Consider the following 25,283-nt stretch of genomic DNA (forward strand, 5'->3'; position numbering starts at 1 on the left):
GAAGTATGAGTTATGAGTTTTTTTAACAATAAAAAAATCCTGTTCAGATTCTGAACAGGATTTTTGTTTTTATAGTTCTAAAATTTACAGATTTTCCTTCCTTTAGGATTTGAGGAAAAGAAAATCTGAAATTTTACAGATTTTTAATCTCAGAGATTAAATCTTGCAAAACTTTTTTCGCATCTCCGAAAAGCATTGAAGTTTTTGGTCTGTAGAATAATTCGTTTTCAATTCCTGCGTAACCAGGCTTCATACTACGTTTATTTACGATGACGTTTTTAGCCAATTCAACTTCTAAAATAGGCATTCCATAAATAGGAGAGGATGTATCTTCTTTTGCTGCAGGGTTTACTACGTCATTTGCTCCTAGAATTAACACTACATCTGCAGTTGAGAACTCTTCATTGGCTTGTTCCATTTCCATTAATTTTTCATAAGGAACATCGGTTTCTGCCAAAAGTACGTTCATGTGTCCTGGCATTCTACCAGCAACTGGATGTATCGCGTAGAAAACATCTACACCTTTACTTTCTAATAATTTTTCTAATTCATGACAAGCATGTTGAGCCTGAGCTACTGCTAAACCATAACCTGGGACAATCATTACTTTGCTATCGTAAGTCATTAAAACTGCGGTATCGCTCAACGTGATTTCTTTCACAGTTCCGCCAGAAGGAGAAGTTCCGCCAGAAGATTTTGCGCCGCCTCCAAATGAACCAATCAATACGTTTAATAAAGAACGATTCATGGCGTTACACATTAAGATGGTTAATAAAGTTCCTGCTGCTCCTACCAAAATACCACCAGTTAACATTACTTTGTTGTCATACAAAAATCCTCCACAAGCTGCGGCAACTCCCGTAAATGAGTTTAATAGTGAAATAACTACAGGCATATCTGCGCCACCAATTGGGAATACGAAAAGTAATCCGTAAAGCGTAGATAATCCAAAAATGACATAGAATAAATAAGCATTTTCTGGACTGAAAGTCATTACCAAATACACTGATAATCCTAAAATAGCTAATAAAATAGCAATGTTTAAAAATTGTTGACCAGGAAAAGCAAAATCTTTTTTAATATTTCCATTCAGTTTTCCCCAAGCAATCATACTTCCTGCAAATGATACAGAACCGATGATTAATCCTAAAAGGATAATAGAAAGCGTTCCTAAATTTACTTCGCCAGTAGTATTGTGTGATAAGTGATTGAATTCCACCAAAGAAATTAAAGCGGCACAAGCGCCTCCCATTCCGTTGAAAAGACTCACCATTTGTGGCATTGCCGTCATTTTGACTTTTTTGGCAGCAAGAGCTCCCACGATTGTTCCGATAAGAATTCCGCCAAAAATCCAACCGTAATTTCCTAATTTTTGTCCTTCATCGTCTTGATAAAGAAAAATAGTTCCTAAAATGGCTACAACCATTCCTGCTGCTGCTAACAAATTTCCTTTTCTAGCAGTAGCTGGATTCGAGAGCATTTTTAACCCTAAAATAAAGGTCACTGAACCGATGAGGTATAATATTGTAAGTAGTCCCATGATTTTCTATTTTTTCTTTTTACTAAACATTTCCAGCATTCGGTCTGTTACTACAAAACCTCCCACTACGTTAAGTGTTCCTAAAATCACTCCTAGAAAACCTAAAATTAATGCCAAATAATTGTCTGGTTCAGCTTTTCCCATTACAATAATTGCCCCAATAATCACTACTCCGTGAATCGCATTTGCGCCACTCATTAGAGGAGTGTGTAGTACACTAGGTACATGACCTATCACTTCAATTCCTACAAAAATCATCAGAATTACAATGTAGATGATTTGTTGGTATTGAGAAATCCACTCTATAATATTCATAAAAATTTTGTTTTAGTTATTCATTGAAGGAGAGAGGATAGATTTTACTCTATCGTTAATAATTTCGCCATTGTGGGTAATACAAGCGCCTTTTACCAAATCGTCTTCCCAGTTCAGGTTAAGGTTTGCTTCTTTGTCAATGATGAGTTGTAAGAAATTTACAATATTTTTTCCGTACAATTTACTTGCGTCAGAAGGCATGGTAGATTGTAGAGAAGAATTTCCAATAATAGAAACACCGTTATAATTTACCGTTTCGTTATTTTTAGTAAATGGAGTATTACCACCCGTAGAAGCGGCTAAATCTATAATTACAGAGCCATTTCTCATAGAATTGAGCATTTCTTCGGTAATTAAAATCGGAGCTTTTTTACCAGGAATTTGTGCTGTGGTGATGATGATATCCGATTTTGCTACACTTTCAGCGATACGTTGTTGTTGCTTTTGTTTGTATTCTTCGGTTTGTTCTACTGCATAACCACCAGCTGTACTGGCATCTGCAGCGCCTTCCACTTCTACAAATTTAGCACCAAGACTCATTACTTCTTCTTTTACCGCAGGTCTAGTATCGAAAACTTCTACTACAGCGCCTAATCTTTTTGCGGTAGCAATGGCTTGTAAACCAGCAACTCCAGCTCCTAAAATAAGCATTTTGGCGGGAGCAATACTTCCTGCAGCGGTCATAAACATTGGGAAATATCTTCCGTAAGAATTAGCAGCGAGTAAAACTGCTTTGTAACCTGCAATATTGGCTTGAGAACTTAATACGTCCATTGCTTGTGCTCTGGTTGTTCTAGGAAGCATATCTAGAGAAAAAGAAGTTATTTTTCTTTCAATCGATTTAATGACGTTTTCTCCGTTAGATAAAGGTTGATAAACACCTAAGAGAATTTTAGAATGAACTTTGGCAAAATCATTATTTTCAAGAGGATGGATAGACAATAAAATGTCTGCTTGTTCTAATACTTCGGCTCTAGATTTAATTTCTGCGCCTACTTTTTCATATTCTTGGTTATTATTAAAGGATTTATCACCTGCACCAGATTCTACAACTATTTTATTTCCTTTTTTAATGAGTGCTGCTGCAGATTCTGCAAGTAAAGAAACTCTTGTTTCGAAAGAAGGTTCTTTTAATACACCTATAATCATTTTATTAATTTTAAATATTTTCAAATATAAACCTATTTTTTGACAGTTGAAAATGATTTATTTCATGTACAAGTTATTATTGTGAATGAATACTATTAAAAATTATTAAATTCATAATCATTATGTAACATATATCACATTAATATTTCTAAATTTTTATTCTGCACCTTTTTTTCAAAAATAGTATCTTTACCAGCAAATTTTTTGAAATATGAATATAGATTGGAAAACGGCTAAAGAATACGAAGATATCACGTACAAAAAGTGCAATGGAGTAGCGAGAATTGCTATCAACAGACCGGAAGTTAGAAATGCTTTTCGTCCTAAAACCACTTCAGAGTTGTATGATGCTTTTTATGATGCTTATGAAGATTCTAGCATTGGTGTGGTTTTATTAACAGGTGAAGGTCCAAGTCCTAAAGATGGTGGTCATGCTTTTTGTAGTGGTGGCGACCAGAAAGCTCGTGGTCATCAAGGTTATGTAGGTGATGATGGAAGACATCGTCTTAATATTTTAGAAGTTCAAAGATTGATTCGTTTCATGCCAAAAGTGGTGATTGCTGTGGTAAACGGTTGGGCAGTTGGCGGAGGTCACTCTCTTCATGTGGTTTGTGATTTGACTTTGGCAAGTGAAGAACATGCAATTTTCAAACAAACTGATGCAGATGTTACCAGTTTTGATGGTGGTTATGGTTCAGCATATTTAGCAAAAATGGTAGGTCAGAAAAAAGCCAGAGAAATTTTCTTTTTAGGAAGAAATTATTCTGCGAAAGAAGCCGAAGATATGGGAATGGTAAATGCGGTAATTCCTCACGCTGAGTTAGAAGAAACTTCTTATCAGTGGGCGCAAGAAATTTTGGCAAAATCGCCAACATCTATCAGAATGCTGAAATTTGCGATGAATTTAACAGATGACGGAATGGTTGGCCAACAAGTTTTCGCGGGTGAAGCAACTAGATTAGCTTATATGACTGAAGAAGCCAAAGAAGGCAGAAACGCATTTTTAGAAAAACGTAAACCAGATTTCGGAGATAATCAGTGGATATCTTAATAAGGAGTTAGGTTTTAGGGATTAGTAAAAATTAAATCCTAAAACTATATCGATTGAATAAAAGCATTTCGATTGAGTATTTTTAAACAAAAAATAAGGTTTTAGGGATTATTAGAAACTAAATCCTAAATCCTAAAACTATATTGATTGAATAAAAGCAGTTCGATTGAGTATTTTTAAACAAGGAATAAGGTTTTAAGGATTATTAGAAACTAAATCCTAAATCCTGAATCCTAAATCCTAAAAACTATGATTGATTGGATAAAAGCAGCTCGTCTGCGTACTTTACCGCTTTCGATGAGCGGAATTATTATGGGTTCTTTCATTGCAAGATGGAAACTCCTAGAACAAGGAAAAATTTGGGACTGGACTATTTTTGCTTTGGCACTTTTGGTGACTTTGCTCTATCAAGTTTTGTCAAACTTTGCCAATGATTATGGAGATGGTGTAAAAGGAACCGATCAAAATAGAATAGGAGAGGCAGAACAACGTGCGGTAGCTTCTGGTAAAATTTCTGCAAAACAAATGAGAAACGCTATGTTTTTGTTTGCCTTTTTATCATTGGTGGCTACTTTAGTTTTGTTGTACAAGGCATTTTTCCCTGATTTTATTAATGAATTTTACACTTTTATAGGATTGGGAGTTGCCTGTATTTTAGCAGCAATTGGTTATACTGTTGGTAAAAAACCTTATGGATACCTTGGTTTAGGAGATCTAATGGTTTTTATCTTTTTCGGGCTGGTTTCTGTGTGTGGAAGTTACTTTCTGTTCACTAAATCTTTTGATTGGGATATGCTTTTACCAGCTTCTGCAATAGGTTTGTTGAGTGCAGCAGTTCTTAATCTCAACAATATGAGAGACATCGAAAACGACGAAAAATCAGGCAAAAAAACGCTAGCATTAAGATTAGGCTTCAAAAATGCCATGATTTATGAAATGGTTATTTTGATGCTTCCACCGATTTTGGTTTTGATTTACATGATGATGAATGGTTTACAAGAACAAGGAAAATATTATGCATTTATTTTCTTCATTACCGTATTTCCTTTGACCGCTTTGCGCAGAAAAATGATGGAAGTAAAAGAACCGAAAGAATTAGACCCATTCTTAAAACAAGTGGGAATCATTACTTTGTTGATGAGCGTTTTAGTGGCGATAGGATTGAATTATTTTGCGTAAGATGGGACTAGACATTTTTTTAATAGAACCAATAGAAAATAACGAAACTTCAGAATTAAATTGGTTGGAATTTGAAGGTGAGAAAAAAATATCAAAATATTTCAAAAATTTTATTGTATCAAGAAATGAAAATGATGAGAATTTAGGAATTTATTACAAAGATATTTCATATCAAAGAAAAGGAGTTAAAAGAGAATTTTATGAAAATTATAAACCAGATGATTTTATAGTTTTAGAAGAAGAAGTACTTGAATTAAAAAAATACATTTTAGAAGAATATTTAGAAGACTTTGATCAAAAATTTTTACAAAAATTTAAAGAGAAAAAAAATTTAGTTTGGATTAGTTATTAAAATATTGAAATCATGAAAATAAAATTCCTCGGACAAAACTGTTTTTTGTTCACTTATAATAATAAAAACATCCTTTCTGACCCTTTTTATAATTTTCAGAAAGAGCAAACAGGTTTTGATGTTTCTGCACAAAAGATTGATTATGTGCTCATTACTCACGCTCATGGCGATCATATTGCAGATGTAAGAGAAGTATTGCAACATCATCCAGATGCTACGGTAATTGGCCAACCAGAAATTTGTGGTTATTTCAATCACCCGAATTCTATTGACATTAATTACGGAGGTTCTGCTAAGTTTGATGACCTGAAAATTTCTATGGTTCCTGCGCATCATACTTCTAGTTTTCCAGATGGAACTTATGGCGGACAACCTTGCGGATATGTGTTTAGATTCCAAGGTAAAAACTTGTATTTTGCTGGAGATACAGGTGTAATGGCAGATATGGAGTTGTTCCCAAGACTTTTCGGGGAAATTACAGCAGCTATTCTTCCAATTGGTTCACATTACACGATGTGTGCAAGAAAAGCGAGTTTTGCCGCAGCAGAATTATTGAAAACCAAAAGAGTGATTGGTTGTCATTTTGATACTTTCGAGCCGATAAAAATTAATCACGATTCGGCGAAACAATTGTTTGCAGAGAGAAACATTGAGTTTTCGATTCCAGAATTGGGAGAAGAATTTGAAGTATAATTTTTTGAAGAATTTCAAAAAAAGACATAAAAAAATGGCAAGCTACCTAAATCACACCGCTACGACCGATTACCTTTGCTGCGTTCCCACCCTGGAGGATTCTCAGGAGCTGGTTGTTTAGGACTTGCCGTTGCAAAAATACTGAATTAATTTAAAATTCAAAATCTAATCTCGTATTTTCGAGAAAAATTTTTAAAAATAAAATGAGTAAAAACGTTTATACATTTGGTTTTCTGATATTTATCGCGACCATGTTAGTGTTCTTTGGAGTGTATTTTTTTGGTTATAACACCAATTATTTTAACACAAGTATGCTTCTGAACGCATTTTTAATGCCTGCGCTTTATACTTTAGGTGCTTATTTTTCGGTGACGACTTACAAAAAAGAGGTAAAAGAAATAGGATTTAGAGATGCTTTTGGTAGAGCTTTTAAACCGATGTTTATTGGTGGTTTTCTTTCCATGTTCAGCATTTTTGCCTTTCTGAATTATGTAGATACAGATGCTAAAGATTTACTGAATCATCAGTATGTAGAGCGTCAAAAAGCCGAACTAGACAATGAGTACAATAAGGCAAAACAAATTTTAGCTAAAAAAGAAGACAAAGAAGAACTAGATAAAAAATATCAAGAAAGATTGCAGAGTTTTGCGCCAGAACTGGTAAAAGATAAAGATATGTTTACCTTCAGAAACTTCACGTATTTTTTCGCTGCAGTTTTGGTATTTTATACCATTCTGTCTACATTCTTCGGGACTTTCTTTAGAAATAAAACTTTAGAATAATGAGCTTAAAAACTACTGTTTCCAAAAATTTGACGGGCAAAAAAGTCCTTACTTTTTTTGTGTTGTCAAGTGTGGTTTATTTTACGATGATCTTTTTTACGATTCCAAAATTGACTGATTTTGCGAATGGTTTACAGATTTTTGACATGAAACCCAATGGTTACAGTTTTACTTATGCCAAAGAACTTTTAGGAAATCTAGGGAAGAGTGGCAGAAATTTTTATCTGTTTCGTCAGTTGCCATTAGATTTCGTATATCCTCTCTTGTTTATGATGAGTAACATTCTGATTTTGAGTTTTTTTCTTAAGAAAATTGGCAAATTAGAATCGTGGTTTCTTTTGGTTTTATTCTCTGTAATTGCTGGAGTTTTCGATTATTTAGAAAATTTCGGTCTTATTTATTTACTCACTTCTTACCCTAAAATCTCTGAAATAGGCGTGAGAATAATCAGCACATTTACTGTAATAAAAAGTCTATTTACAAGCTTATATTTTGTAATTTTGCTGTTCGTTTTAGCGATATTAATTTTCAAAAAAATAAAATAATTTTTAATGAATTTATCCGTTGTAGTTCCTTTATTAAACGAAGAAGAATCTTTGCACGAGCTTTATGCAAGAATTGATAAAGTGTGCCAAGAAAACCAATTGTCTTACGAAATTTGGTTCGTAGATGATGGAAGTACAGATTCTTCTTGGCAAATTATAGAAAATTTATCCAAAGAAAATCATCATGTTCACGGCATTAAATTTTCTAGAAATTATGGGAAATCTCAAGCGTTACATGCCGCTTTTGAGAAAGTTCAAGGCGATGTAGTGATTACAATGGATGCAGATTTGCAAGATTTTCCAGAAGAAATTCCTGAATTATACAACAAAATTGTAGACGAAAAATACGACTTGGTTTCTGGTTGGAAGAAAAAACGTTTTGACAATGTAATGACCAAAAATCTTCCTTCAAAACTCTTCAATTCAGCGGCAAGAAATCTCTCTGGAGTAGAATTACACGATTTCAATTGTGGTCTGAAAGCATACAGAAAACAAGTGGTAAAATCGGTAGATGTTTACGGAGATTTACACCGATGGATTCCAGTTTTGGCAGCAAATGCAGGTTTCAAGAGAATCACCGAAAAACCAGTTCAGCATCAAGCCAGACCTTATGGAACTTCTAAATTCGGGACAGAAAGATTTATTCGTGGTTTTCTGGATTTAATTACGCTTTGGTTTGTAAGTAAATTCGGAGGAAGACCGATGCACTTCTTCGGAGCAGTAGGAACTTTAATGTTTATTTTCGGGTTTTTCTCAGCATTTTGGTTGGGTGCAACCAAATTAGTTGACGTGTATTATTATCACGTTTATGGAAATTTAATCGCCGAAAATCCTTGGTTTTACATTGCATTAACGATGATGATTATGGGAACATTACTGTTTGTAGCAGGATTTTTAGGTGAACTCATTATCAGACAAAGTAGAGGTCATAAGAATTATCATATTGAAGAAGTAATTTAATTTGAAAGTGTGCTAATTTGAAAATTTGAAAATAAAAAGTTCCCTAGGAACGAAACGTTTGTAGAAATAATAAAACAAACAGCAGAGTTCCGTAGGAACGACAGATATTATAAAGTTGGAATTTATTCCAACGAAAAAATGAAAAATAAAATCATTCCGTAGAAACGCAATGTTAAAAAATGAAAAATATCACAAAACTTTTCCTTTACCTAAACCTTTGCCTTACTCTTTTGGCTTGCTCTAAAATTTCTCCAAAAGGGGAAATAGAAGTGAAAGACGTAACGGTAGAAAATTTTACTAAATTGAATCTTAAAGGAGATTTCAAAGTGTTTTTTGCGAAAGGAAATCAGAATTTGGTAAGTGTAGAAACATATCCTAATGTTTACAAAAATCTAGATATAGAAGTAGAAAACGGAATTTTAACCATCGAAGAAAATCGAAAAACAAACCAAGTAGATTTTTACAATATCACTATTTTTGGTAAAAACGATTTAAATGAGGTTTCACTTTCTGATAAAGTAGAAATGAATGTTTCTGGACAAGTAAAAACACCAGAATTTTCACTTCATCTAAAAGGAAACTCTAAATTTATGGGAGCGGTAATTGCACCAAAAAGCAAAATAGAAATGGCAGAGAAATCTAATGCCAATATTCTAGGAGAAACTAAAAATTTGAATTTAAAATTAGCAGATTCTGCAAGTATAATGGCGCCGTATTTTTATGTAGAAAATTTAGAAATTCTTTGTAAAAATGGAGCTTCTGCAGGATTAAATATAGACCAAGAAATGAAAGGAACTCTAGAAAATACCTCAAAACTAATTTTCTACGGAGAACCGCTCAATAAATTAACAAAAAAAGACAAAGCTTCTGTGGAAAACAGAAAATTGAAATAAGCATTGACGATTTGTTATTCTGAGCGAAACAAAGTGTAGCGAAGAATCTATTTTAAGAGATTCTTCATTCCGTTTCACTGCATTCAGAATGACAGAACATTTAAAAATTAAAAAAACAAAAAATTTAAATATATGACAACTTTGGAAAAAGCAAAACTTTGGTTATCAGATACTTTTGATGCAGAAACCAGAGCAACAGTTCAGAATTGGATTGATACCAATTCTCCAGAATTAGAAGACAGTTTTTACAGAGAATTAGAATTCGGAACTGGCGGAATGAGAGGAATTATGGGAGTAGGAACCAATAGATTAAACAAATATACACTCGGACAAGCAACTCAAGGTTTGGCGAATTATCTTCATCAACAATTTCCAAATCAGGAAATAAAAGTAGCAATTGCTTATGATGTGAGAAATAATTCCAAAGAATTTGGAAAAATGTGTGCGGATGTTCTTACTGCAAACGGAATTAAAGTGTTGCTTTTCAAAGAACACAGACCAACTCCAGAACTTTCTTTCACGGTTCGTGATAAAAAATGTAATGCGGGAATCGTTTTGACGGCTTCTCACAATCCACCAGAATATAACGGTTACAAAGTATATTGGAATGATGGAGCACAAGTAGTTCCACCAAATGATGAAAATATCATCAAAGAAGTTTACGCTACAAAATTCGACGAAATTAAATTCAACGGAAATGATGATTTAATCGAATGGATTGGCGAAGAGCAAGATGATGTGTACATCGATACTTGTATGGAAAATTCATTGTACCAAAATATTGGAAGAGATAATGTAAACATCGTTTTCACTTCTATTCACGGTACTACTTATACTACGATTCCTAAAGCTTTAGCAAAAGCAGGTTTCACCAAAGTAGATTTGGTTAAAGAACAAATGATTCCTTCTGGAAATTTCCCAACGGTAGAATCTCCAAATCCTGAAGAGCCAAAAGCGCTTTCTATGGCGGTAGATTTGGCAAATATTACGAATGGTGACATTGTAATTGGTTGTGATCCAGATGGCGACAGATTAGGAATTGCGGTTAGAAATCTAGATGGCGAAATTCAGTTGTTGAATGGTAACCAAACCAATATGATTTTGACGTATTACATTCTTGACCAATGGAAAAAAGCTGGTAAAATTACAGGAAAAGAGTTCATCGGTTCTACGATTGTAACTTCTGACTGTTTCTTTGATGTAGCTGAAAAATTCGGAGTAGATTGCAAAGTAGGATTAACTGGTTTCAAATGGATTGGTAAAATGATTCGTGATGTAGAAGGTCAAGAAAAATTCATTTGCGGTGGTGAAGAATCTTTCGGATTTATGACAGGAGATTTCGTAAGAGATAAAGACAGTTGTGGTTCTATTTTATTGGCTTGCGAAATTGCAGCCGTTTGCAAAGCACAAGGAAAAACCATGTATCAGTACATGATTGATATTTACAAAGAAATAGGTATGTATCAAGAAGGTTTGGTGAACGTGGTAAGAAAAGGAAGAACTGGTGCCGAAGAAATTGCTCAAATGATGGTAGATTTCAGAGAAAATCCTGTAAAAGAATTGGCAGGCTCTAAAGTTTTGGAAGTAAAAGATTTCCAAGAACAAACTTGTCTTAATGTAATTACAGGAGAGAGAAAAGTAATGAATGATATTCCGAAATCTAATGTGTTAATCTATTACACAGAAGACGGAACTAAAGTTTGTATCAGACCTTCAGGAACAGAGCCGAAGATTAAATTCTATTTTTCTGTGAAAGATAAAATTGAAAACGAAGCAGATTTCAAGGCTAAACAAGCTTCTCTGGAACAAAAAATCAATGAAGTAAAAAAAGATTTAAAACTATAAATATTTTAATCTAATGCTTTTAAGTTCACAGAAGTTTAACAAATCTTTAGGTTTTTAATCTTTTGTGAACTTTTTTATTTTATTTAAATTTGAAAAATCATTAACAACAAAATCTTAATAAAAAGTGGTTTCAAAACTCGCTCAAAACCTTATCGGTTCAGAAATTATTAAAATCGGTAATCAAGTAAACGAACTCAAAGCTCAAGGAGCTGAAATTGCCAACCTCACCATCGGTGATTTAGATTCTAACATTTACCCTATTCCTGCAGGATTAAAACAAAATATTCAGAAAGCTTACGCAGATAATTTAACCAATTATCCTCCTGCAAATGGCTTGCTTTCATTAAGAAAAGCAGTAGCAAAAGACATTAAATCTCGTTGGAATTTAGACTATTCTCCAGATGATATTTTGGTTTCTGGCGGTTCTAGACCGTTAATTTATGCTACTTTTAAAACTATTGTAGACGAAGGAGACAAAGTAGTTTATGCCGTTCCTTCTTGGAATAATAACCACTACGCTTACTTAACTTCTGCCAATGCAGTAGAACTAGAAGTTTCTCCAGAAGATAATTTTTTGCCGACAGCCGATGTGATTACACCACATTTAGAAGGTGCAGTTTTATTGGCGCTTTGTTCTCCGCTAAATCCAACTGGAACCATGTTTACCAAAGAGCAACTTTCAGAAATTTGTGAGGCGGTAATTGCAGAAAATAAAAAAAGAGGAGAAGGCGAAAAGCCACTTTACTTAATGTACGACCAAATTTATGCAATGCTTACGTTTGGTGATTCAGAACATTTTAATCCGGTTTCTCTTTATCCAGAACTTAGAGATTACACCATTTATATCGATGGAACTTCTAAATGTTTCGCAGCAACTGGAGTTAGAGTAGGATGGAGTTTTGGACCAACTAAAGTGATTGATAGAATGAAAGCGCTATTAACACACGTTGGAGCTTGGGCGCCGAAACCAGAACAACAAGCCGTAGCAGAATTTTTAGATAATACACCAGCTGTAAACGAATTTGTGAATGATTTCAAAGGTAAAATTGCGCACAGTTTAGAAGTTCTACATGCTGGAATTCAAGAAATGAAATCTAAAAATTTCGCGGTAGATAGCATTAAACCAATGGGTGCCTTATATTTAACCATTAAATTAGATTATGTAGGAAAAACCACCGAAAACGGAAAAGTTCTGAAAGATTCTACCGATTTAGTTTTCTATTTAATCGAAAATGCAGGAGTAGCATTAGTGCCATTTTCAGCATTTGGAAATTCTAGAGAAATGCCTTGGTTTAGAGCATCAGTTGGCGCTTGTTCAGTAGAAGATTTACAAAAAATGTTCCCGAAACTTGAAAATGCTTTAGCTAAATTAAAATAAATTTATCTCTCGCTGATTGAGTAAATTTAGAGGATTTTAATCTGCTAAATAAGCTCAATCAGCGATATTTTTTAAATAAAATTTTCAAATTCAATAATGAATAATCTCGGAACCAGAAACTCGGAACTCGAAACGCTTAAAATTATCGCTGTCATTCCAGCTCGCTATGCTGCAAGTAGATTTCCTGGGAAATTAATGCAGATTTTAGGCGACAAAACCGTAATTGCTACTACTTATCAAAACGTTTTGGAAACTCAGCTATTTGATGAGGTTTTCGTGGCGACTGATTCTGAAATTATCTTTGAAGAAATCACCAAAATCGGTGGAAAAGCTGTAATGACGGGTGAACACGAAACGGGAAGCGACAGAATAGCAGAAGCGGTTCAAAATATTGATTGCGATATTGTGATTAATGTTCAAGGTGACGAACCTTTCCTGAAAACTGAACCTTTGAAACAATTGATTCAAGTTTTTAAAAATGATGTAGACAAAGAAATTTCATTGGCTTCTCTTAAAATCAGGTTAAAGGAAAAAGAAGAAATTGAAAATCCGAATAATGTAAAAGTCATTACAGATTTACAGAATTTTGCGATGTATTTCAGTCGTTCTGTAATTCCTTATCCTAGAGAAACCTCTGTAGAACACCTATATTACAAACATATTGGTGTTTACGCTTTCAGGAAAGAAGCATTGTTGAAATTTGCAAATTTGGCGATGACTCCACTTGAAATTTCAGAAAAAATAGAAGCGATTCGTTATCTGGAAAACGGAATGAAAATCAAAATGGTAGAAACAGATTTTGTAGGAGTTGGTATAGATGTTCCCGAAGATTTAGAAAAAGCGAAAGCTATTCTGAATAGTGAAACGAAAACGTCATAAAAAAGTTATGCTGTTGATATAAATATTTCAAAAAAAAGGGTGTTGAAAATTGGAACTTAACACAAAAACTTTATATTTGAAACTTCGTAAAAAAGATTGAATGAAAAAGATACTATTAATCGCTACAATTCTAGTAACCACCATATTTTCGGCGCAAACTGCTAAACAAATTATTGATAAAAATATAGAGTTAACAGGAGGCTTAACCAACTGGAAACTGCTGAATTCTATTATCTTACAAGGAAAAGTAATTCTGGGCGTAAATGATGAATATCCTATGAGAATTTATCAACAAAGACCTAATCTTACGAAAACAGTAGTATTCATCGGGAATAAAGAAAATGTAATAGAAGGATATGATGGTAAAAATGGTTACGCGATGAATTACGTGGTGAATAAACTTCAGATTCAAAAAAATTACGTTCCAGAAAGCTTTGACACAGATTTCATCGATTACGAAAACAAAGGTTTTACCGCACAAGTTCTTGGTAAAGAAAAAGTAGGAGAAAGAGACTGTTATAAGGTAGAACTCACCAAAAATGTGAATAAAACTGTTTATTATTTTGATGTTCAGAACTTTTTACTGTTAAAAGAAGAAAAGAAAGACGAAACGTTGGTGTATTCTGATTTCAAAAAAGTGAATAATTTGGTAATGCCTTTCAGAATTGAAGCAACTACGCCGAAAAAAGAAGGAGATTATGTGATGATTCTTTATAAAATTGAAGTCAACAAAGCATTTCCAGCCAATACTTTTAAGTTCTAATAAAACTTTACGATAAAAAATTTCTATGACTGCAATTTCTATGGATTTTGCAGTTTTTTTATGACTAAATTTGAAATCAAATAAAATCAAAATGAAAAAAATATTATTTATTCTTATGGCATTTTTTGGACTTTTTTCTTCGCAGGCGCAACAAGCAAAATCCATTCATTCTTTTAAAGTGAAAGCTTTAGACGGTAAAACCATTGATTTTTCTAAGTTTAAAGGCAAGAAAATCTTGATTGTAAACACAGCGTCAGAATGTGGTTTTACGCCACAATATGAAGGTTTACAGAAGTTGTACGAAACGTACAAAGACCAATTGGTGATTGTAGGTTTTCCTGCAAACAATTTTGGTGGGCAAGAACCTGGAAGCAATGAAGAAATTGGTGCTTTTTGCAAAAAAAATTACGGCGTTACCTTTCCGATGGCGGCTAAAGTTTCTGTGAAAGGAAAAGATATTGCTCCCATTTTTAAATTTTTAACAGACAAAAAACTAAACGGAGTAAAAAGTACTACCATTCTTTGGAACTTCGAGAAATTTTTGCTTAACGAAAAAGGTGAGTTGATTGATACTTTTGTAAGTACTACAAAACCTACTTCTGAATCTATTACGAAATATTTTAAATAGTCTTTTAGGGATTAGGGCTTTGGATAAAGTAAAACCTAATCCCTAAAACCTAATTCTTATTTTTTTCTGCAAAACTGAAAATACTGCCTAATTTTATTTTAGAATATCCGTAAGATTTTATTTTAGATGAATTCACTAAAGCTTGTGCTAAAATGTCTGTTGGCAATGGTTTTTGAGATTCTAAAACGCCAAATTTATTGACGAATTTTATAATTCTAGCTCCTAAAACTTCGCCAGTTCTGTCAGTGTTTTTTCGATCAAGCATTCCAGGTTGGAAAATGGTAATTTTATTAAAATGAAGCTTTTTTACTTCTTCTTCTAATTCGCCCTTCATTCTAGAGTAGAAGATTTTAGAATTAGGATTGGCTCCATAAGCAGAAACCAAAACGAAATCTTCCACGCCATTTTCTTTGGCAGTTTTGGCAAATTGCAATTGATAATCAAAATCTACTTTTCGCTGTGCTTCCTTGCTTCCTGCATCTTTCAAGGTAGTTCCGAGGCAAGAAAAAGCGACATCACCTTGTACCAAATCTTTCCATTCTTCTGTCTTTTCGAAATTTACTACATGAAATTTCACTTTTTCAGAAATAGGTGTTACAGGTTTTCTTACAAAAGCATGAATTTCTTCGAAATCTTTGTCTTGACTTAGTTTTTGAACCAAATCTTTTCCTGTAGCGCCAGTTGCTCCTATAATTAAAGCCTTCATATTTTTAAGTAATTGGTAGTTAGTGTTGATCTTTATGAGTATAAATTTAGTAAATTTGTTTTAATTGAGAATAAGAAAGTCTAATTACCAAAATACTAACTACCAACTACTAAAATGTTAGCCGAAGAAATAAGAGAATATTGTCTCAACAAAAAAGGAGTTACGGAAGGTTTTCCGTTTGATGAAACTACTTTAGTCTTTAAAGTAGGTGGTAAAATGTTTCTATTAATGGCTTTAGAAAATCAACCATTGGTCTTTTCGGCAAAAAATACTGCAGATTACAACGAAGAACTGCGAGAGCAATATTACCAAATTTCAGGAGCCTATCATATGAATAAAACGCATTGGAATTCTGTAATTTGCGAAGGATTGAAGCCAGAATTCATCAAAAAACTCATTGATGATTCTTATCAATTGGTGTATGAAAGTTTAACAAAGAAAATAAAAGAAGAAATTTTAAGTTCATAAAAAAAGCATTCAGAATTTCTGAATGCTTTGTGCTTTATAAAACATCTTTATCAAGATGCTGTTCTTCTTCTTTGTAATGTTCGTGAAGATGTACAGGTTCAGATTTTTTGGTCGTTTTCATTTGAATAATGTCTACCAAAAGTGAAAATGCCATCGCAAAGTAAATATAACCTTTCGGAATTTCTTTGCCAAAACCTTCCACGATTAGTGAAAAACCAATCAATAGCAAGAATGAAAGTGCTAAAATTTTAAAAGCAGGATGTTTATTCACGAAATTGCTGATAGGTTCTGCAGCAAATAGCATGATAATCACCGTTACAATCACCGCTACATACATTACCCAAACTTCTTTTACCATTCCTACTGCAGTAATAATAGAGTCGACAGAGAACACCAAATCCATTAATAAAATTTGGAAAATCACTTGTCCGAAACTCGTTACAATCATGGTTTTAGTTACATCACCATCTTCGCCTTCCATTTTATGATAAATTTCGGCGGTGCTTTTGTAGAGTAGGAATAAACCTCCAAGAATTAAAATCAAATCTTTACCTGAGATTCCCGTTTCGAAAACGGTAAATAAATCTTGGTCTAGTTTCATAATTTGACTAATCAAGAGTAATAAACCAAGTCTCATCACTCCAGCAAGAATGAGCCCGATTCTTCTGGCTTTTTTCTGTTGATTTATAGGTAATTTATTTGCCAAAATAGAAATGAAGATTACATTGTCTATTCCTAGAACGGTTTCTAGTGCAATAAGGGTAAGTAAAGAAATAATAATTTCTGCTTCCATAGTTTTATTTTATGATTCCTGCAAAACTATAGAAATTTATGAAAGTTTATAAAAAATGGCGATTGAATGTATAGATGAACTTAATTCTTAACTAAAGTTAAAATTTTCGGTCAAAACCTTGTCTTCATCTAATCTTTCGATAAGTTTTTCTAGCGATTCAAATTTAATTTCTTCGTGTAGAAAATCTCTGAATTTCACAGTGATAACTTCGCCGTAAATCTCTTGATTGAAATCTAAAATGTATACTTCTGCAGTAAGTCTATCTCCATTTACAGTAGGATTAGTGCCAATGCTCATCATGCCTTTGTAAAATTGGTCTTTCACAAAAACCTCTACAATATAAGCCCCTTTTTTAGGCAAGAGTTTCAGTTCGTTTATTTCTAGATTTGCAGTAGGATAACCTATTGTTCTTCCCAGCTTTTTCCCGTCAATTACTTTTCCAGAAAGAGAGTAGGAATAACCCAGCATTTTATTGGCGCCCACGATGTTTCCGTTTCCTAAGCAATTTCTAATTTTAGTAGAACTGATATTGAAATCGTCTTCATTTTTGATGGCTTGTAGTTGCTCTACAGTAAAATCTAATTCGGAAGAAAGCTTTTGAAGCAATTCGAAGTTTCCAGATTTATTTTTCCCGAAAACGTGGTCGTGACCTATGATAATGTGTTTTACATTCAGTTTTTTGATGAGAATTTCACGGATAAATTCTTCGCCAGTTAAGTTTCTGAAATGTTCATCAAATTTTTGTAAAAATAAAATGTCAATTCCAGACTTTTCTAGTAAAAAAAGTTTCTCTTCTAATGTGTTGAGCAGTTTAAGGTCGTCATTTGGGTTGAAAATTTTCCTAGGATGAGGCCAAAAGGTGAGCAAAGAAGTCTCTAAATTATTTTTTTTTGCCGTGTCTTTCAATTGATTGATGATGGAAATATGACCGAGATGAACTCCGTCAAACATTCCTAAAGAAAGAACTTTAGGAGATTTTTCGTGATAAAAATTTAAATCTTCTATGAGTTTCAAAACCGCTTACATTTTCTGTGTGCAAAGATGAAAAAAAATATTGATTTTTGATTATGTATTTTGAAGAGAATCACTATATTTGCACCACAAGAAAAAATAAAGCAATGGCAAACCAAATTAAAGGGAAAATTTCACAAATTATCGGTCCAGTTATAGACGTTCTTTTTCAAGAAGTAGAAGAATTACCAAAAATTTATGATGCTCTTGAAATTAAAAAATCAAACGGAGAAACTGTTGTATTAGAAGTAGAACAACACATTGGTGAAGATATGGTAAGATGTATCTCAATGGACGCTACTGACGGTTTACAAAGAGGGCAAGAAGTTGTAGGAACAGGAAACCAAATTACCATGCCTACAGGTGATGGTGTAAACGGAAGACTTTTTAACGTAGTAGGTAATGCAATTGACGGACTTCCTAATTTATCTAAAGATGGCGGTTTGCCAATCCACAGAGAAGCTCCTCATTTCGATCAGCTTTCTACTTCGGCTGAAGTTTTATTTACTGGTATCAAAGTAATCGACCTTATCGAACCTTATGCAAAAGGTGGTAAGATTGGTTTATTCGGTGGTGCTGGTGTAGGAAAAACAGTATTAATTCAAGAATTAATCAATAATATTGCTAAAGGACACGGTGGTTTATCTGTGTTCGCTGGTGTAGGTGAAAGAACAAGAGAAGGAAACGACCTTCTTAGAGAGATGTTAGAATCTGGTATCATTAAATATGGTGAAGGTTTCATGCACTCTATGGAAGAAGGTGGATGGGATTTATCTAAAGTAGATTTAGAAGAAATGAAAGATTCTAAATGTACCTTCGTTTTCGGACAGATGAACGAACCTCCTGGTGCAAGAGCTAGAGTAGCACTTTCTGGTCTTACTGTTGCTGAATATTTCAGAGATGGTGGTGAATCAGGTCAAGGTAGAGACGTATTATTCTTCGTAGATAATATCTTTAGATTTACACAAGCTGGTTCTGAGGTATCTGCACTTTTAGGACGTATGCCTTCTGCAGTAGGTTACCAACCAACTCTTGCTTCTGAAATGGGAGCAATGCAAGAAAGAATTACTTCTACTAAAAACGGTTCTATTACTTCTGTACAAGCAATCTACGTTCCTGCGGATGACTTAACTGACCCGGCTCCAGCAACTACGTTTGCTCACTTAGATGCCACTACCGTATTAGATAGAAAAATTGCTTCATTAGGTATTTATCCAGCAGTAGATCCATTAGCTTCTACTTCTAGAATCTTAACTCCAGAAATTTTAGGAAATGAGCATTATGATACAGCTCAGAGAGTAAAAGAAATTCTTCAAAGATATAAAGCGCTTCAAGATATCATCGCAATCCTTGGTATGGAAGAACTTTCTGAAGAAGATAAATTAGTAGTATATAGAGCTAGAAAAGTACAGAGATTCTTATCTCAACCTTTCCACGTTGCAGAGCAATTTACAGGTCTTAAAGGAGCTTTAGTAGATATCAAAGATACTATCAAAGGTTTCAACATGATCATCGATGGTGAGTTAGATCACTTACCAGAAGCTGCTTTCAACTTGAAAGGAACTATCGAAGAAGCTATCGAAGCAGGTCAAAAAATGCTTGCTGAAAACGCTTAATAAATTTTAAATGTTAAATTTTAGATTTTAGATTTGATTTCAACAATTTAAAATTTAAAATCTATAATCTATAATTTGAAAAGAAATGAATATTAAAATATTAACTCCGGAATTTGTAGTTTTTGATGGTGAAGTAGATTCAGTTCTTCTTCCTGGAAAAAATGGTGATTTCCATATCATGAAAAACCACGCCGCTATTGTTTCTTCTTTAGTGAATGGTAAAGTAAGAGTTTTCACAAATGAAATTCAGAATGAAAATTTTGCAAAATTCTTTACCAAAGAAAACGAAAAGAACAGTGTTTTTTCTTATTCAATCAACAGTGGTGTAGTAGAATTTAGTAATGATAAAGGAATTATCCTTTGTGATTAAAATTCTTCACAATAAAATAAAAACTCGAGCAATTTTGCTCGAGTTTTTTGTTTTTATAAGGTTAAGATAACTCCGTTTTCTTTCAAAATTTGCATCGGTTTAGAATACCAAAACAATTCGAAATCATCAAAATCTAATTCATATTTTGCTTTTAACTGATTGAATGTTATGTTTTTATCAGCATGAATAGACATTTCGTCAATTGTTTCTATTAACCAAATTGCTTTTTCTTTTTCTAAATTGATACTGAAAACATTGGTCTTTTCATGGAAGGTAAGTGTTGCCATTTCCCAAGAATTTCCTTTTTTTGACTTCGTGAAAAACTCTACCAAAGGTTTCGCTCCTGCCCAAATAATTTTAGCATTTGGTTTGGTGCTAAAGTTGTCTTCTTCTAAAAGACAATCGTGAATATAATCAGGATGAATGGTAGTTTTCGGAATTTTAAAATCAAACCATTCTTGCAGTGAATTTTCAAAACAAATTCCGTGCATATAATTAAACAGCGATTTTTTGAGTCCAAAACTAAATTTAATGTGGTCGATTCCGGTTTTATCTTGAAATTCTACATCGTTGTTGGCAAAAGTAATCTCTTTTAGATGAGGAATTACGCCAAATTCTTCAGGATTTTTCCCAACAGGAGAATGCGCGGTCATGGCAAATTGATGCCAAAATCCACTTTGTAAAATCCCCATTTCGAACATTTGACGAACCATTTCCAAAGAATCGATGGTTTCTTTTTCTGTTTGTGTAGGATAACCGTACATTAAATAGGAGTGAACCATAATTCCTGCTTCGGTAAAATTTCTGGTAACTTTGGCAACTTGAGCAACTGAAACTCCTTTGTTAATGAGTTTTAATAATCTGTCCGATGCTACTTCTAAACCGCCAGAAACCGCTACACAGCCTGAAAGTTTCAATAAAAAGCATAAATCTCGTGTAAAACTTTTTTCAAATCGAATATTGGTCCACCAAGTTACCACGAGTTTTCTTCTCAAAATTTCAAGAGCCACTTCTCGCATTAAAGCTGGAGGTGCTGCTTCATCTACAAAGTGAAAACCGTTTTCTCCTGTTTTTTCAATGAGTTCTTCCATTCTGTCAACCAAAATTTTAGCAGCAATAGGCTCATAAATTTTGATATAATCGAGCGAAATATCGCAAAAAGTACATTTTCCCCAATAACAACCATGAGCCATTGTGAGTTTATTCCATCTTCCATCACTCCACAAACTGTGCATAGGATTTGCGATTTCTATTACAGAAATGTATTGATCTAAAGGTAAATCTGTGTAATCTGGCGTCCCGATTTCGGCTTGTTTATAATCGTGTCTTTCTGAATTGTTTTTATAAACAACTTCTCCATTTTCTAATAGGAAGGTTCGCTTGAATAAAGATGCTTCACTATGTTCAGAATGACAGACGTTTTCAAAGAGCAATTCTATTGGCAGTTCGCCATCGTCTAATGTGATGAAATCAAAAAATTCAAAAACTCTTTTGTCTTTTAAATCCCTAAGTTCTGTATTGGCAAAACCACCTCCAAAAGCTGTTTTAATGTTTGGATAATGATTTTTGATATATTGAGCGCATCTAAATGCTGAATACAAATTACCAGGAAAGGGAACGGAAAAACAAACCAGTTTCGGCTGCGTTTCGAGAAGTTTTTTATATAAAATTTCAACTGTAAAGTTATCTACAAAAGTTTTTTCTGATTGGAGTTTTTGATATAACTCGTCAAACGAATTAGCACTTCTTCCTAATCGTTCTGCATATCTGCTAAATCCAAAATTTTCATCAATATTTTCTACAATATAATCTGATAAATCTTCTAAATAAAGGGTAGCGAGATGTTTTGCTTTGTCTTGTAATCCCATGTTTCCAAAAGCGTATTCCATATCATCTAACTGATTAAATCTGGAAGCTTCTGGCAAGAAATTCATGCTGCAAATTTGTCTTGCAAGTGTTGGTTTTTTGTTTTGAAGAAAAGCAATAACTTCATCTATGGTTTTGATGTATTCTTCTTTTAACGCAAAAATTCTCTGAGTGTTTTCAGATAAATTTTCAGGCTTTACGTTAAAAATTTGGGTTACTCCTTTTTTGGAAAAAATTTCTAAGATGACTTCAATTCCCAAATCGATTTGATAACTCGAAATATTTTTGGTATTAAGAAATCCTTTCAAGTACGCAGTTGCAGGATACGGCGTATTGAGTTGGGTAAATGGAGGAGTGATGAGCAGTAAATCTTTCAAAAAATGAATTTTTGCAAAGGTATGATTTTCCTATAGATTTTTGGAATAAAAAATCCGTCAGAAGAGTTTCTCACGGATTATAATTCATTGAATTTTATAAATCAAAATCTCCAGCTGCTTCTGGCTGATAAATAAGATCTACAATTTTTATTTTGGTCATTCCGCCAGGAACAATCCATTCTATTTCGTCACCGATTTTGTAACCAATTAATGCTGTAGCAATAGGTGAAAAAATGGAGATTTTATTTTCTTTTAGATTGGCATCTTGTGGATATACAATTTTAAAGGATTGCTCTTTTTGAGTATTTTCAAAAAAAAGTTTTACTTCAGAATTCATAGTGACTACATCCTTATCAATATTTTCTGAAGGTACAATTTCTGCTTTACTTAGCTCAGACAAAAGCTTTTCGGCCTCATTGCTGTTAATGGTTTTAGAATTTTTAGCATCAGTGATGGCTTTGTAAATTCTAGTGTAATCATTCTTAGTTAGAGTTACTTTTTTCATAATATTTATGCATTAAAAAAACCGTTTGGAGTTCCAAACGGTTTCAATTTTTTATTTTAATAAAAATTAAAGCGGTTTAAAACTCAAATTTTGTTCTTCTAATAATTTTTCAGCTTGTTGCTTGTAAACACCATTCACTAATTTATCGTGAATAGCTTCAAAAGCAGCAAGAGTTTCATTGATTTCAGCATCTGTGTGAGAAGCTGTAGGAATTAATCTTAGAAGAATGCTTCCTTTTGGAATTACTGGATATACTACTACAGAAGTGAATATTCCAAAATTTTCTCTTAAATCTTTAACTAGAAGAGTAGCTTCTACTGGTGTCCCTTGCATGAAAACAGGAGTAACACAAGTGTTAGAATTTCCAAGGTTGAAACCTCTGTCTAATAATCCTTTTTGTAGTTTTTCTACGTTTTCCCAAAGTTTAGCTTTGATTTCTGGTCTTGTTCTTAAAAGTTCTAATCTTTTTAAACCTCCAATTACCATTGGCATCGTCAATGATTTTGCGAAAATTTGAGAACGAAGATTGAATTTTAAGTATCTGATGATTTCTTTGTTTCCAGCGATAAATGCACCGAAACCAGCCATAGATTTAGCAAAAGTAGAGAAGTACACATCAATTTGGTTTTGGCAACCTTGCTCTTCTCCAGCTCCAGCTCCAGTTTTTCCTAAAGTACCGAAACCATGAGCATCATCTACTAATAAACGGAAACTGTATTGTTTTTTGAATTCTGCAATTTCTTTAAGCTTTCCTTGTTGACCAGTCATCCCGAAAACTCCTTCAGTGATTACTAAAATACCTCCGCCGTTTTCTTCTGCAACTTTAGTAGCTCTTTTAATATTTTTTTCGAAGCTATCCATGTCGTTATGACGGAACATGAAGCTTTTTCCCATGTGAAGACGAACTCCATCTACAATACAAGCGTGAGAATTAGAATCATAAACAATTACATCATGTCTAGAAACCAAAGCATCAATTGTAGATACCATTCCTTGGTAACCAAAATTCAATAAATAAGCAGATTCTTTGCCTACGAAATCAGCTAATTCTCTTTCTAATTGTAAGTGTTGTTCTGTTTCACCAGACATTGCTCTAGCTCCCATCGGATAGAACATTCCGTATTCTGCAGCTGCTTTAGCGTCAGCTTCTAGAACTTCTGGGTGATTACAAAGTCCTAAATAATCATTTGCACTCCAAAAAATAACTTCTTTTCCTTGGAATTTCATTCTAGGACCAATTGGGCCTTCCAATCTTGGAAAAATGAAATAACCTTCACCATAATCTGCAAATTGACCTAGAGGACCAGGATTTTCTTTAATTCTTTCAAAAATATCTTTCATTTCGATGATATTGTAGATTTGTATTTTAAATTTTAAAAAAATCAGATGCCAAGAAGGACATCTGAATTCTATATTTATTTAATGTATTCTGTTTTAAAAACTTCTTCGTAATTATGGACACAATTATTGATGAATCCTTGTTCTTCCATCCATTTATCACTGTATACTTTGGTAATGTATCTAGAACCGTGGTCAGGGAAAATTAGGACTACTAAATCGTTTTCTGAAAAAGGATTTGCGTGAGCATATTGTCTAAGTGCTTGTAAAACAGCTCCAGTAGTATAACCGCCCATAATCGCTTCTTTAAGTGCTATTTCTCTAGTACAATAAGCGCTCATTTCATCATTTACTCTTACAAAATGGTCTATTCTGTCAAAAAGTAAAGCGGATGGAATAAGGTTTTTACCTAAACCTTCAATTTGGTATGAATGAATTTCAGAAGGGTCTATTTCACCTGTTTCGTGATAGGTTTTTAGGATAGAACCATCTGCATCTACACCAATAATTTTGATATCAGGATTTTTTTCTTTTAAAAATTTAGCAGAACCAGAAAGTGTTCCACCAGTTCCTGTACAAGCAAAAAGATGAGTGATTTTTCCTTCTGTCTGTTCCCAAATTTCTGGACCAGTAGAAGAATAATGTGCGTCAATATTCAGCTCGTTAAAATATTGATTGATGTAAATAGAATTAGGTGTTTCTGCTGCAATTCTTTTCGCTACTTCATAATAAGAACGAGGATCGTCTGCAGGAACAGAAGCAGGACAAACGTATACAGTAGCACCCAAAGCTTTAAGATAAGCAATTTTTTCTGGCTTGGTTTTATCACTTACAGAAAGAATACATTTATATCCTTTTATAATACTTACCATAGCGATAGAAAAGCCCGTATTTCCAGAAGTGGTTTCTACGATAGTAGCACCAGGAGTTAAAAGACCTTTTCTTTCGGCAGCTTCTATAATATGAAGCGCGATTCTATCTTTAGTAGAATGCCCCGGATTAAAAGATTCTATTTTAGCATAAACTTTTGCTGGAATATTCTTAGTTACTTCATTAAGTTTCACCATTGGAGTATTACCAATTAACCCGAGAATATTATCAAAAACGTTCGTCATTTTCTTCATTTTTCTCTAAAAAACCGATTGCAAAAATAAGAAAAAAATCAAATAAATTTATCATTTTGTCCTAACATTTTGAACGGAAAGCAAATAGAAATGATTTTTTTCATGTTTTTTGTTCAATTCTTTACCAAATTTTAAGCCAAACAAATGTTTAAATTTA

Annotated in this window: 26 protein-coding genes and 1 other RNA gene; 16 read left to right on the forward strand and 11 right to left on the reverse strand. The window is 33.4% G+C overall.

The window, feature by feature from the left end:
• Positions 1-133: 133 nt before the first annotated feature.
• The 3 genes from QO190_RS10000 to QO190_RS10010 are packed head-to-tail and all read right to left on the reverse strand — an operon-like array spanning position 134 to position 3,004.
• A complete protein-coding gene (locus QO190_RS10000) occupies positions 134-1,540 on the reverse strand; it encodes an NAD(P)(+) transhydrogenase (Re/Si-specific) subunit beta (RefSeq protein ID WP_371461475.1) in 1,407 nt (468 codons plus the stop codon).
• Positions 1,541-1,546: 6 nt separating this feature from the next.
• A complete protein-coding gene (locus QO190_RS10005; RefSeq protein ID WP_213189056.1) occupies positions 1,547-1,855 on the reverse strand; it encodes an NAD(P) transhydrogenase subunit alpha in 309 nt (102 codons plus the stop codon).
• 12 nt (positions 1,856-1,867) lie between these two features.
• Positions 1,868-3,004, reverse strand: coding sequence for a Re/Si-specific NAD(P)(+) transhydrogenase subunit alpha (locus QO190_RS10010; protein ID WP_371461474.1), 1,137 nt, complete (start codon positions 3,002-3,004; stop codon positions 1,868-1,870).
• A 211-nt stretch (positions 3,005-3,215) separates the two neighbouring features.
• On the opposite strand from QO190_RS10010, the gene QO190_RS10015 reads away from it, so the two are divergent.
• The 4 genes from QO190_RS10015 to QO190_RS10030 all read left to right on the forward strand — a co-directional run bounded on the left by QO190_RS10015 (position 3,216) and on the right by QO190_RS10030 (position 6,279).
• Positions 3,216-4,055: a 1,4-dihydroxy-2-naphthoyl-CoA synthase gene (locus tag QO190_RS10015; RefSeq protein WP_104792711.1), complete on the forward strand. Its 840-nt coding sequence runs from the start codon at positions 3,216-3,218 to the stop codon at positions 4,053-4,055.
• Between the two features lie 249 nt (positions 4,056-4,304).
• Positions 4,305-5,234, forward strand: a complete 930-nt coding sequence (menA, locus tag QO190_RS10020) for a 1,4-dihydroxy-2-naphthoate octaprenyltransferase (RefSeq protein ID WP_371461473.1) — start codon at positions 4,305-4,307, stop codon at positions 5,232-5,234.
• 64 nt (positions 5,235-5,298) lie between these two features.
• Entirely contained in the window at positions 5,299-5,586 is a 288-nt protein-coding gene (locus QO190_RS10025) for a hypothetical protein (protein ID WP_371461472.1), read from the forward strand.
• A gap of 12 nt (positions 5,587-5,598) precedes the next feature.
• Positions 5,599-6,279: a metal-dependent hydrolase gene (locus QO190_RS10030; protein WP_371461471.1), complete on the forward strand. Its 681-nt coding sequence runs from the start codon at positions 5,599-5,601 to the stop codon at positions 6,277-6,279.
• 32 nt (positions 6,280-6,311) lie between these two features.
• On the opposite strand, the gene ffs is transcribed toward QO190_RS10030, so the two are convergent.
• Positions 6,312-6,409: signal recognition particle sRNA small type (ffs, locus tag QO190_RS10035), an RNA gene on the reverse strand.
• A gap of 73 nt (positions 6,410-6,482) precedes the next feature.
• Between ffs and QO190_RS10040 the strand changes: the two genes are divergently transcribed.
• From QO190_RS10040 to QO190_RS10080, 9 genes are all read left to right on the forward strand, one after another.
• Positions 6,483-7,061, forward strand: coding sequence for a DUF4199 domain-containing protein (locus QO190_RS10040; RefSeq protein WP_371461470.1), 579 nt, complete (start codon positions 6,483-6,485; stop codon positions 7,059-7,061).
• Positions 7,061-7,606 carry a hypothetical protein gene (locus tag QO190_RS10045; RefSeq protein ID WP_371461469.1) on the forward strand — a complete coding sequence of 182 codons (546 nt, stop codon included), beginning with the start codon at positions 7,061-7,063 and terminating at the stop codon, positions 7,604-7,606. The genes QO190_RS10040 and QO190_RS10045 overlap by 1 nt, the downstream gene beginning before the upstream one ends.
• A 6-nt stretch (positions 7,607-7,612) precedes the next feature.
• Entirely contained in the window at positions 7,613-8,566 is a 954-nt protein-coding gene (locus tag QO190_RS10050; RefSeq protein WP_371461468.1) for a glycosyltransferase family 2 protein, read from the forward strand.
• Between the two features lie 179 nt (positions 8,567-8,745).
• Positions 8,746-9,459, forward strand: a complete 714-nt coding sequence (locus tag QO190_RS10055) for a GIN domain-containing protein (protein WP_371461467.1) — start codon at positions 8,746-8,748, stop codon at positions 9,457-9,459.
• Positions 9,460-9,591: 132 nt separating this feature from the next.
• Positions 9,592-11,304 (forward strand): phospho-sugar mutase, encoded by a 1,713-nt coding sequence (locus QO190_RS10060; RefSeq protein WP_371461466.1) that lies wholly within the window; start codon positions 9,592-9,594, stop codon positions 11,302-11,304.
• A gap of 124 nt (positions 11,305-11,428) precedes the next feature.
• On the forward strand, positions 11,429-12,682 hold the full coding sequence (locus tag QO190_RS10065; protein ID WP_371461464.1) for a pyridoxal phosphate-dependent aminotransferase: 1,254 nt from the start codon (positions 11,429-11,431) through the stop codon (positions 12,680-12,682).
• 96 nt (positions 12,683-12,778) lie between these two features.
• Positions 12,779-13,561, forward strand: coding sequence for a 3-deoxy-manno-octulosonate cytidylyltransferase (gene kdsB / locus QO190_RS10070; RefSeq protein ID WP_371461462.1), 783 nt, complete (start codon positions 12,779-12,781; stop codon positions 13,559-13,561).
• Between the two features lie 100 nt (positions 13,562-13,661).
• Positions 13,662-14,324, forward strand: a complete 663-nt coding sequence (locus QO190_RS10075; protein WP_371461461.1) for an outer membrane lipoprotein-sorting protein — start codon at positions 13,662-13,664, stop codon at positions 14,322-14,324.
• A 91-nt stretch (positions 14,325-14,415) separates the two neighbouring features.
• On the forward strand, positions 14,416-14,952 hold the full coding sequence (locus QO190_RS10080; protein WP_104792800.1) for a glutathione peroxidase: 537 nt from the start codon (positions 14,416-14,418) through the stop codon (positions 14,950-14,952).
• Between the two features lie 49 nt (positions 14,953-15,001).
• Here the strand turns inward: QO190_RS10080 and QO190_RS10085 are convergent, their stop codons facing one another.
• Positions 15,002-15,658 carry an NAD(P)H-binding protein gene (locus tag QO190_RS10085; protein WP_371461460.1) on the reverse strand — a complete coding sequence of 219 codons (657 nt, stop codon included), beginning with the start codon at positions 15,656-15,658 and terminating at the stop codon, positions 15,002-15,004.
• Between the two features lie 114 nt (positions 15,659-15,772).
• Here QO190_RS10085 and QO190_RS10090 point away from each other — a divergent pair, with 114 nt between their 5' ends.
• On the forward strand, positions 15,773-16,126 hold the full coding sequence (locus tag QO190_RS10090; RefSeq protein ID WP_371461458.1) for an MmcQ/YjbR family DNA-binding protein: 354 nt from the start codon (positions 15,773-15,775) through the stop codon (positions 16,124-16,126).
• A 34-nt stretch (positions 16,127-16,160) separates the two neighbouring features.
• On the opposite strand, the gene QO190_RS10095 is transcribed toward QO190_RS10090, so the two are convergent.
• Positions 16,161-16,919, reverse strand: coding sequence for a TerC family protein (locus tag QO190_RS10095; RefSeq protein ID WP_371461456.1), 759 nt, complete (start codon positions 16,917-16,919; stop codon positions 16,161-16,163).
• An 87-nt stretch (positions 16,920-17,006) separates the two neighbouring features.
• Positions 17,007-17,933 (reverse strand): bifunctional riboflavin kinase/FAD synthetase, encoded by a 927-nt coding sequence (locus QO190_RS10100; protein WP_371461454.1) that lies wholly within the window; start codon positions 17,931-17,933, stop codon positions 17,007-17,009.
• A gap of 104 nt (positions 17,934-18,037) precedes the next feature.
• On the opposite strand from QO190_RS10100, the gene atpD reads away from it, so the two are divergent.
• Together atpD and QO190_RS10110 are read left to right on the forward strand one after the other, a co-directional pair.
• Positions 18,038-19,546: a F0F1 ATP synthase subunit beta gene (atpD, locus tag QO190_RS10105; RefSeq protein WP_213195886.1), complete on the forward strand. Its 1,509-nt coding sequence runs from the start codon at positions 18,038-18,040 to the stop codon at positions 19,544-19,546.
• Between the two features lie 85 nt (positions 19,547-19,631).
• Positions 19,632-19,916 (forward strand): F0F1 ATP synthase subunit epsilon, encoded by a 285-nt coding sequence (locus QO190_RS10110; protein WP_104792726.1) that lies wholly within the window; start codon positions 19,632-19,634, stop codon positions 19,914-19,916.
• 53 nt (positions 19,917-19,969) lie between these two features.
• On the opposite strand, the gene QO190_RS10115 is transcribed toward QO190_RS10110, so the two are convergent.
• The 4 genes from QO190_RS10115 to QO190_RS10130 form a co-directional block, all read right to left on the reverse strand.
• A complete protein-coding gene (locus QO190_RS10115) occupies positions 19,970-22,159 on the reverse strand; it encodes a radical SAM protein (RefSeq protein ID WP_371461452.1) in 2,190 nt (729 codons plus the stop codon).
• Positions 22,160-22,253: 94 nt separating this feature from the next.
• A complete protein-coding gene (rnk, locus tag QO190_RS10120) occupies positions 22,254-22,664 on the reverse strand; it encodes a nucleoside diphosphate kinase regulator (RefSeq protein ID WP_371461451.1) in 411 nt (136 codons plus the stop codon).
• A 66-nt stretch (positions 22,665-22,730) separates the two neighbouring features.
• The gene (locus tag QO190_RS10125) at positions 22,731-24,005 is read right to left on the reverse strand and encodes an aminotransferase class I/II-fold pyridoxal phosphate-dependent enzyme (RefSeq protein ID WP_371461450.1); all 1,275 of its coding nucleotides are present in this window, start codon (positions 24,003-24,005) and stop codon (positions 22,731-22,733) included.
• Between the two features lie 74 nt (positions 24,006-24,079).
• Complete coding sequence (locus QO190_RS10130; protein ID WP_371461649.1) at positions 24,080-25,117, reverse strand: PLP-dependent cysteine synthase family protein; 1,038 nt, start codon at positions 25,115-25,117, stop codon at positions 24,080-24,082.
• Between the last annotated feature and the right edge of the window lie 166 nt (positions 25,118-25,283).

The organism is Cloacibacterium sp. Arc13 (assembly GCF_041431305.1).
Lineage (GTDB): Bacteria > Bacteroidota > Bacteroidia > Flavobacteriales > Weeksellaceae > Cloacibacterium > Cloacibacterium caeni_B.

What these genes read in the sequence shown, in the direction of transcription:
- QO190_RS10005 (WP_213189056.1), bottom strand. Translation starts at nt 1,855, where the DNA reads ATGAATATTATAGAGTGGATTTCTCAATACCAACAAATCATCTACATT.
- QO190_RS10050 (WP_371461468.1), top strand. Translation starts at nt 7,613, where the DNA reads ATGAATTTATCCGTTGTAGTTCCTTTATTAAACGAAGAAGAATCTTTG.
- QO190_RS10055 (WP_371461467.1), top strand. Translation starts at nt 8,746, where the DNA reads ATGAAAAATATCACAAAACTTTTCCTTTACCTAAACCTTTGCCTTACT.
- QO190_RS10075 (WP_371461461.1), top strand. Translation starts at nt 13,662, where the DNA reads ATGAAAAAGATACTATTAATCGCTACAATTCTAGTAACCACCATATTT.
- menA (WP_371461473.1), top strand. Translation starts at nt 4,305, where the DNA reads ATGATTGATTGGATAAAAGCAGCTCGTCTGCGTACTTTACCGCTTTCG.
- QO190_RS10040 (WP_371461470.1), top strand. Translation starts at nt 6,483, where the DNA reads ATGAGTAAAAACGTTTATACATTTGGTTTTCTGATATTTATCGCGACC.
- QO190_RS10015 (WP_104792711.1), top strand. Translation starts at nt 3,216, where the DNA reads ATGAATATAGATTGGAAAACGGCTAAAGAATACGAAGATATCACGTAC.
- kdsB (WP_371461462.1), top strand. Translation starts at nt 12,779, where the DNA reads ATGAATAATCTCGGAACCAGAAACTCGGAACTCGAAACGCTTAAAATT.
- QO190_RS10010 (WP_371461474.1), bottom strand. Translation starts at nt 3,004, where the DNA reads ATGATTATAGGTGTATTAAAAGAACCTTCTTTCGAAACAAGAGTTTCT.
- QO190_RS10080 (WP_104792800.1), top strand. Translation starts at nt 14,416, where the DNA reads ATGAAAAAAATATTATTTATTCTTATGGCATTTTTTGGACTTTTTTCT.
- QO190_RS10060 (WP_371461466.1), top strand. Translation starts at nt 9,592, where the DNA reads ATGACAACTTTGGAAAAAGCAAAACTTTGGTTATCAGATACTTTTGAT.
- QO190_RS10125 (WP_371461450.1), bottom strand. Translation starts at nt 24,005, where the DNA reads ATGAAAGATATTTTTGAAAGAATTAAAGAAAATCCTGGTCCTCTAGGT.
- rnk (WP_371461451.1), bottom strand. Translation starts at nt 22,664, where the DNA reads ATGAAAAAAGTAACTCTAACTAAGAATGATTACACTAGAATTTACAAA.
- QO190_RS10095 (WP_371461456.1), bottom strand. Translation starts at nt 16,919, where the DNA reads ATGGAAGCAGAAATTATTATTTCTTTACTTACCCTTATTGCACTAGAA.
- QO190_RS10045 (WP_371461469.1), top strand. Translation starts at nt 7,061, where the DNA reads ATGAGCTTAAAAACTACTGTTTCCAAAAATTTGACGGGCAAAAAAGTC.
- QO190_RS10130 (WP_371461649.1), bottom strand. Translation starts at nt 25,117, where the DNA reads ATGACGAACGTTTTTGATAATATTCTCGGGTTAATTGGTAATACTCCA.
- QO190_RS10090 (WP_371461458.1), top strand. Translation starts at nt 15,773, where the DNA reads ATGTTAGCCGAAGAAATAAGAGAATATTGTCTCAACAAAAAAGGAGTT.
- QO190_RS10085 (WP_371461460.1), bottom strand. Translation starts at nt 15,658, where the DNA reads ATGAAGGCTTTAATTATAGGAGCAACTGGCGCTACAGGAAAAGATTTG.
- QO190_RS10110 (WP_104792726.1), top strand. Translation starts at nt 19,632, where the DNA reads ATGAATATTAAAATATTAACTCCGGAATTTGTAGTTTTTGATGGTGAA.
- atpD (WP_213195886.1), top strand. Translation starts at nt 18,038, where the DNA reads ATGGCAAACCAAATTAAAGGGAAAATTTCACAAATTATCGGTCCAGTT.
- QO190_RS10000 (WP_371461475.1), bottom strand. Translation starts at nt 1,540, where the DNA reads ATGGGACTACTTACAATATTATACCTCATCGGTTCAGTGACCTTTATT.
- QO190_RS10030 (WP_371461471.1), top strand. Translation starts at nt 5,599, where the DNA reads ATGAAAATAAAATTCCTCGGACAAAACTGTTTTTTGTTCACTTATAAT.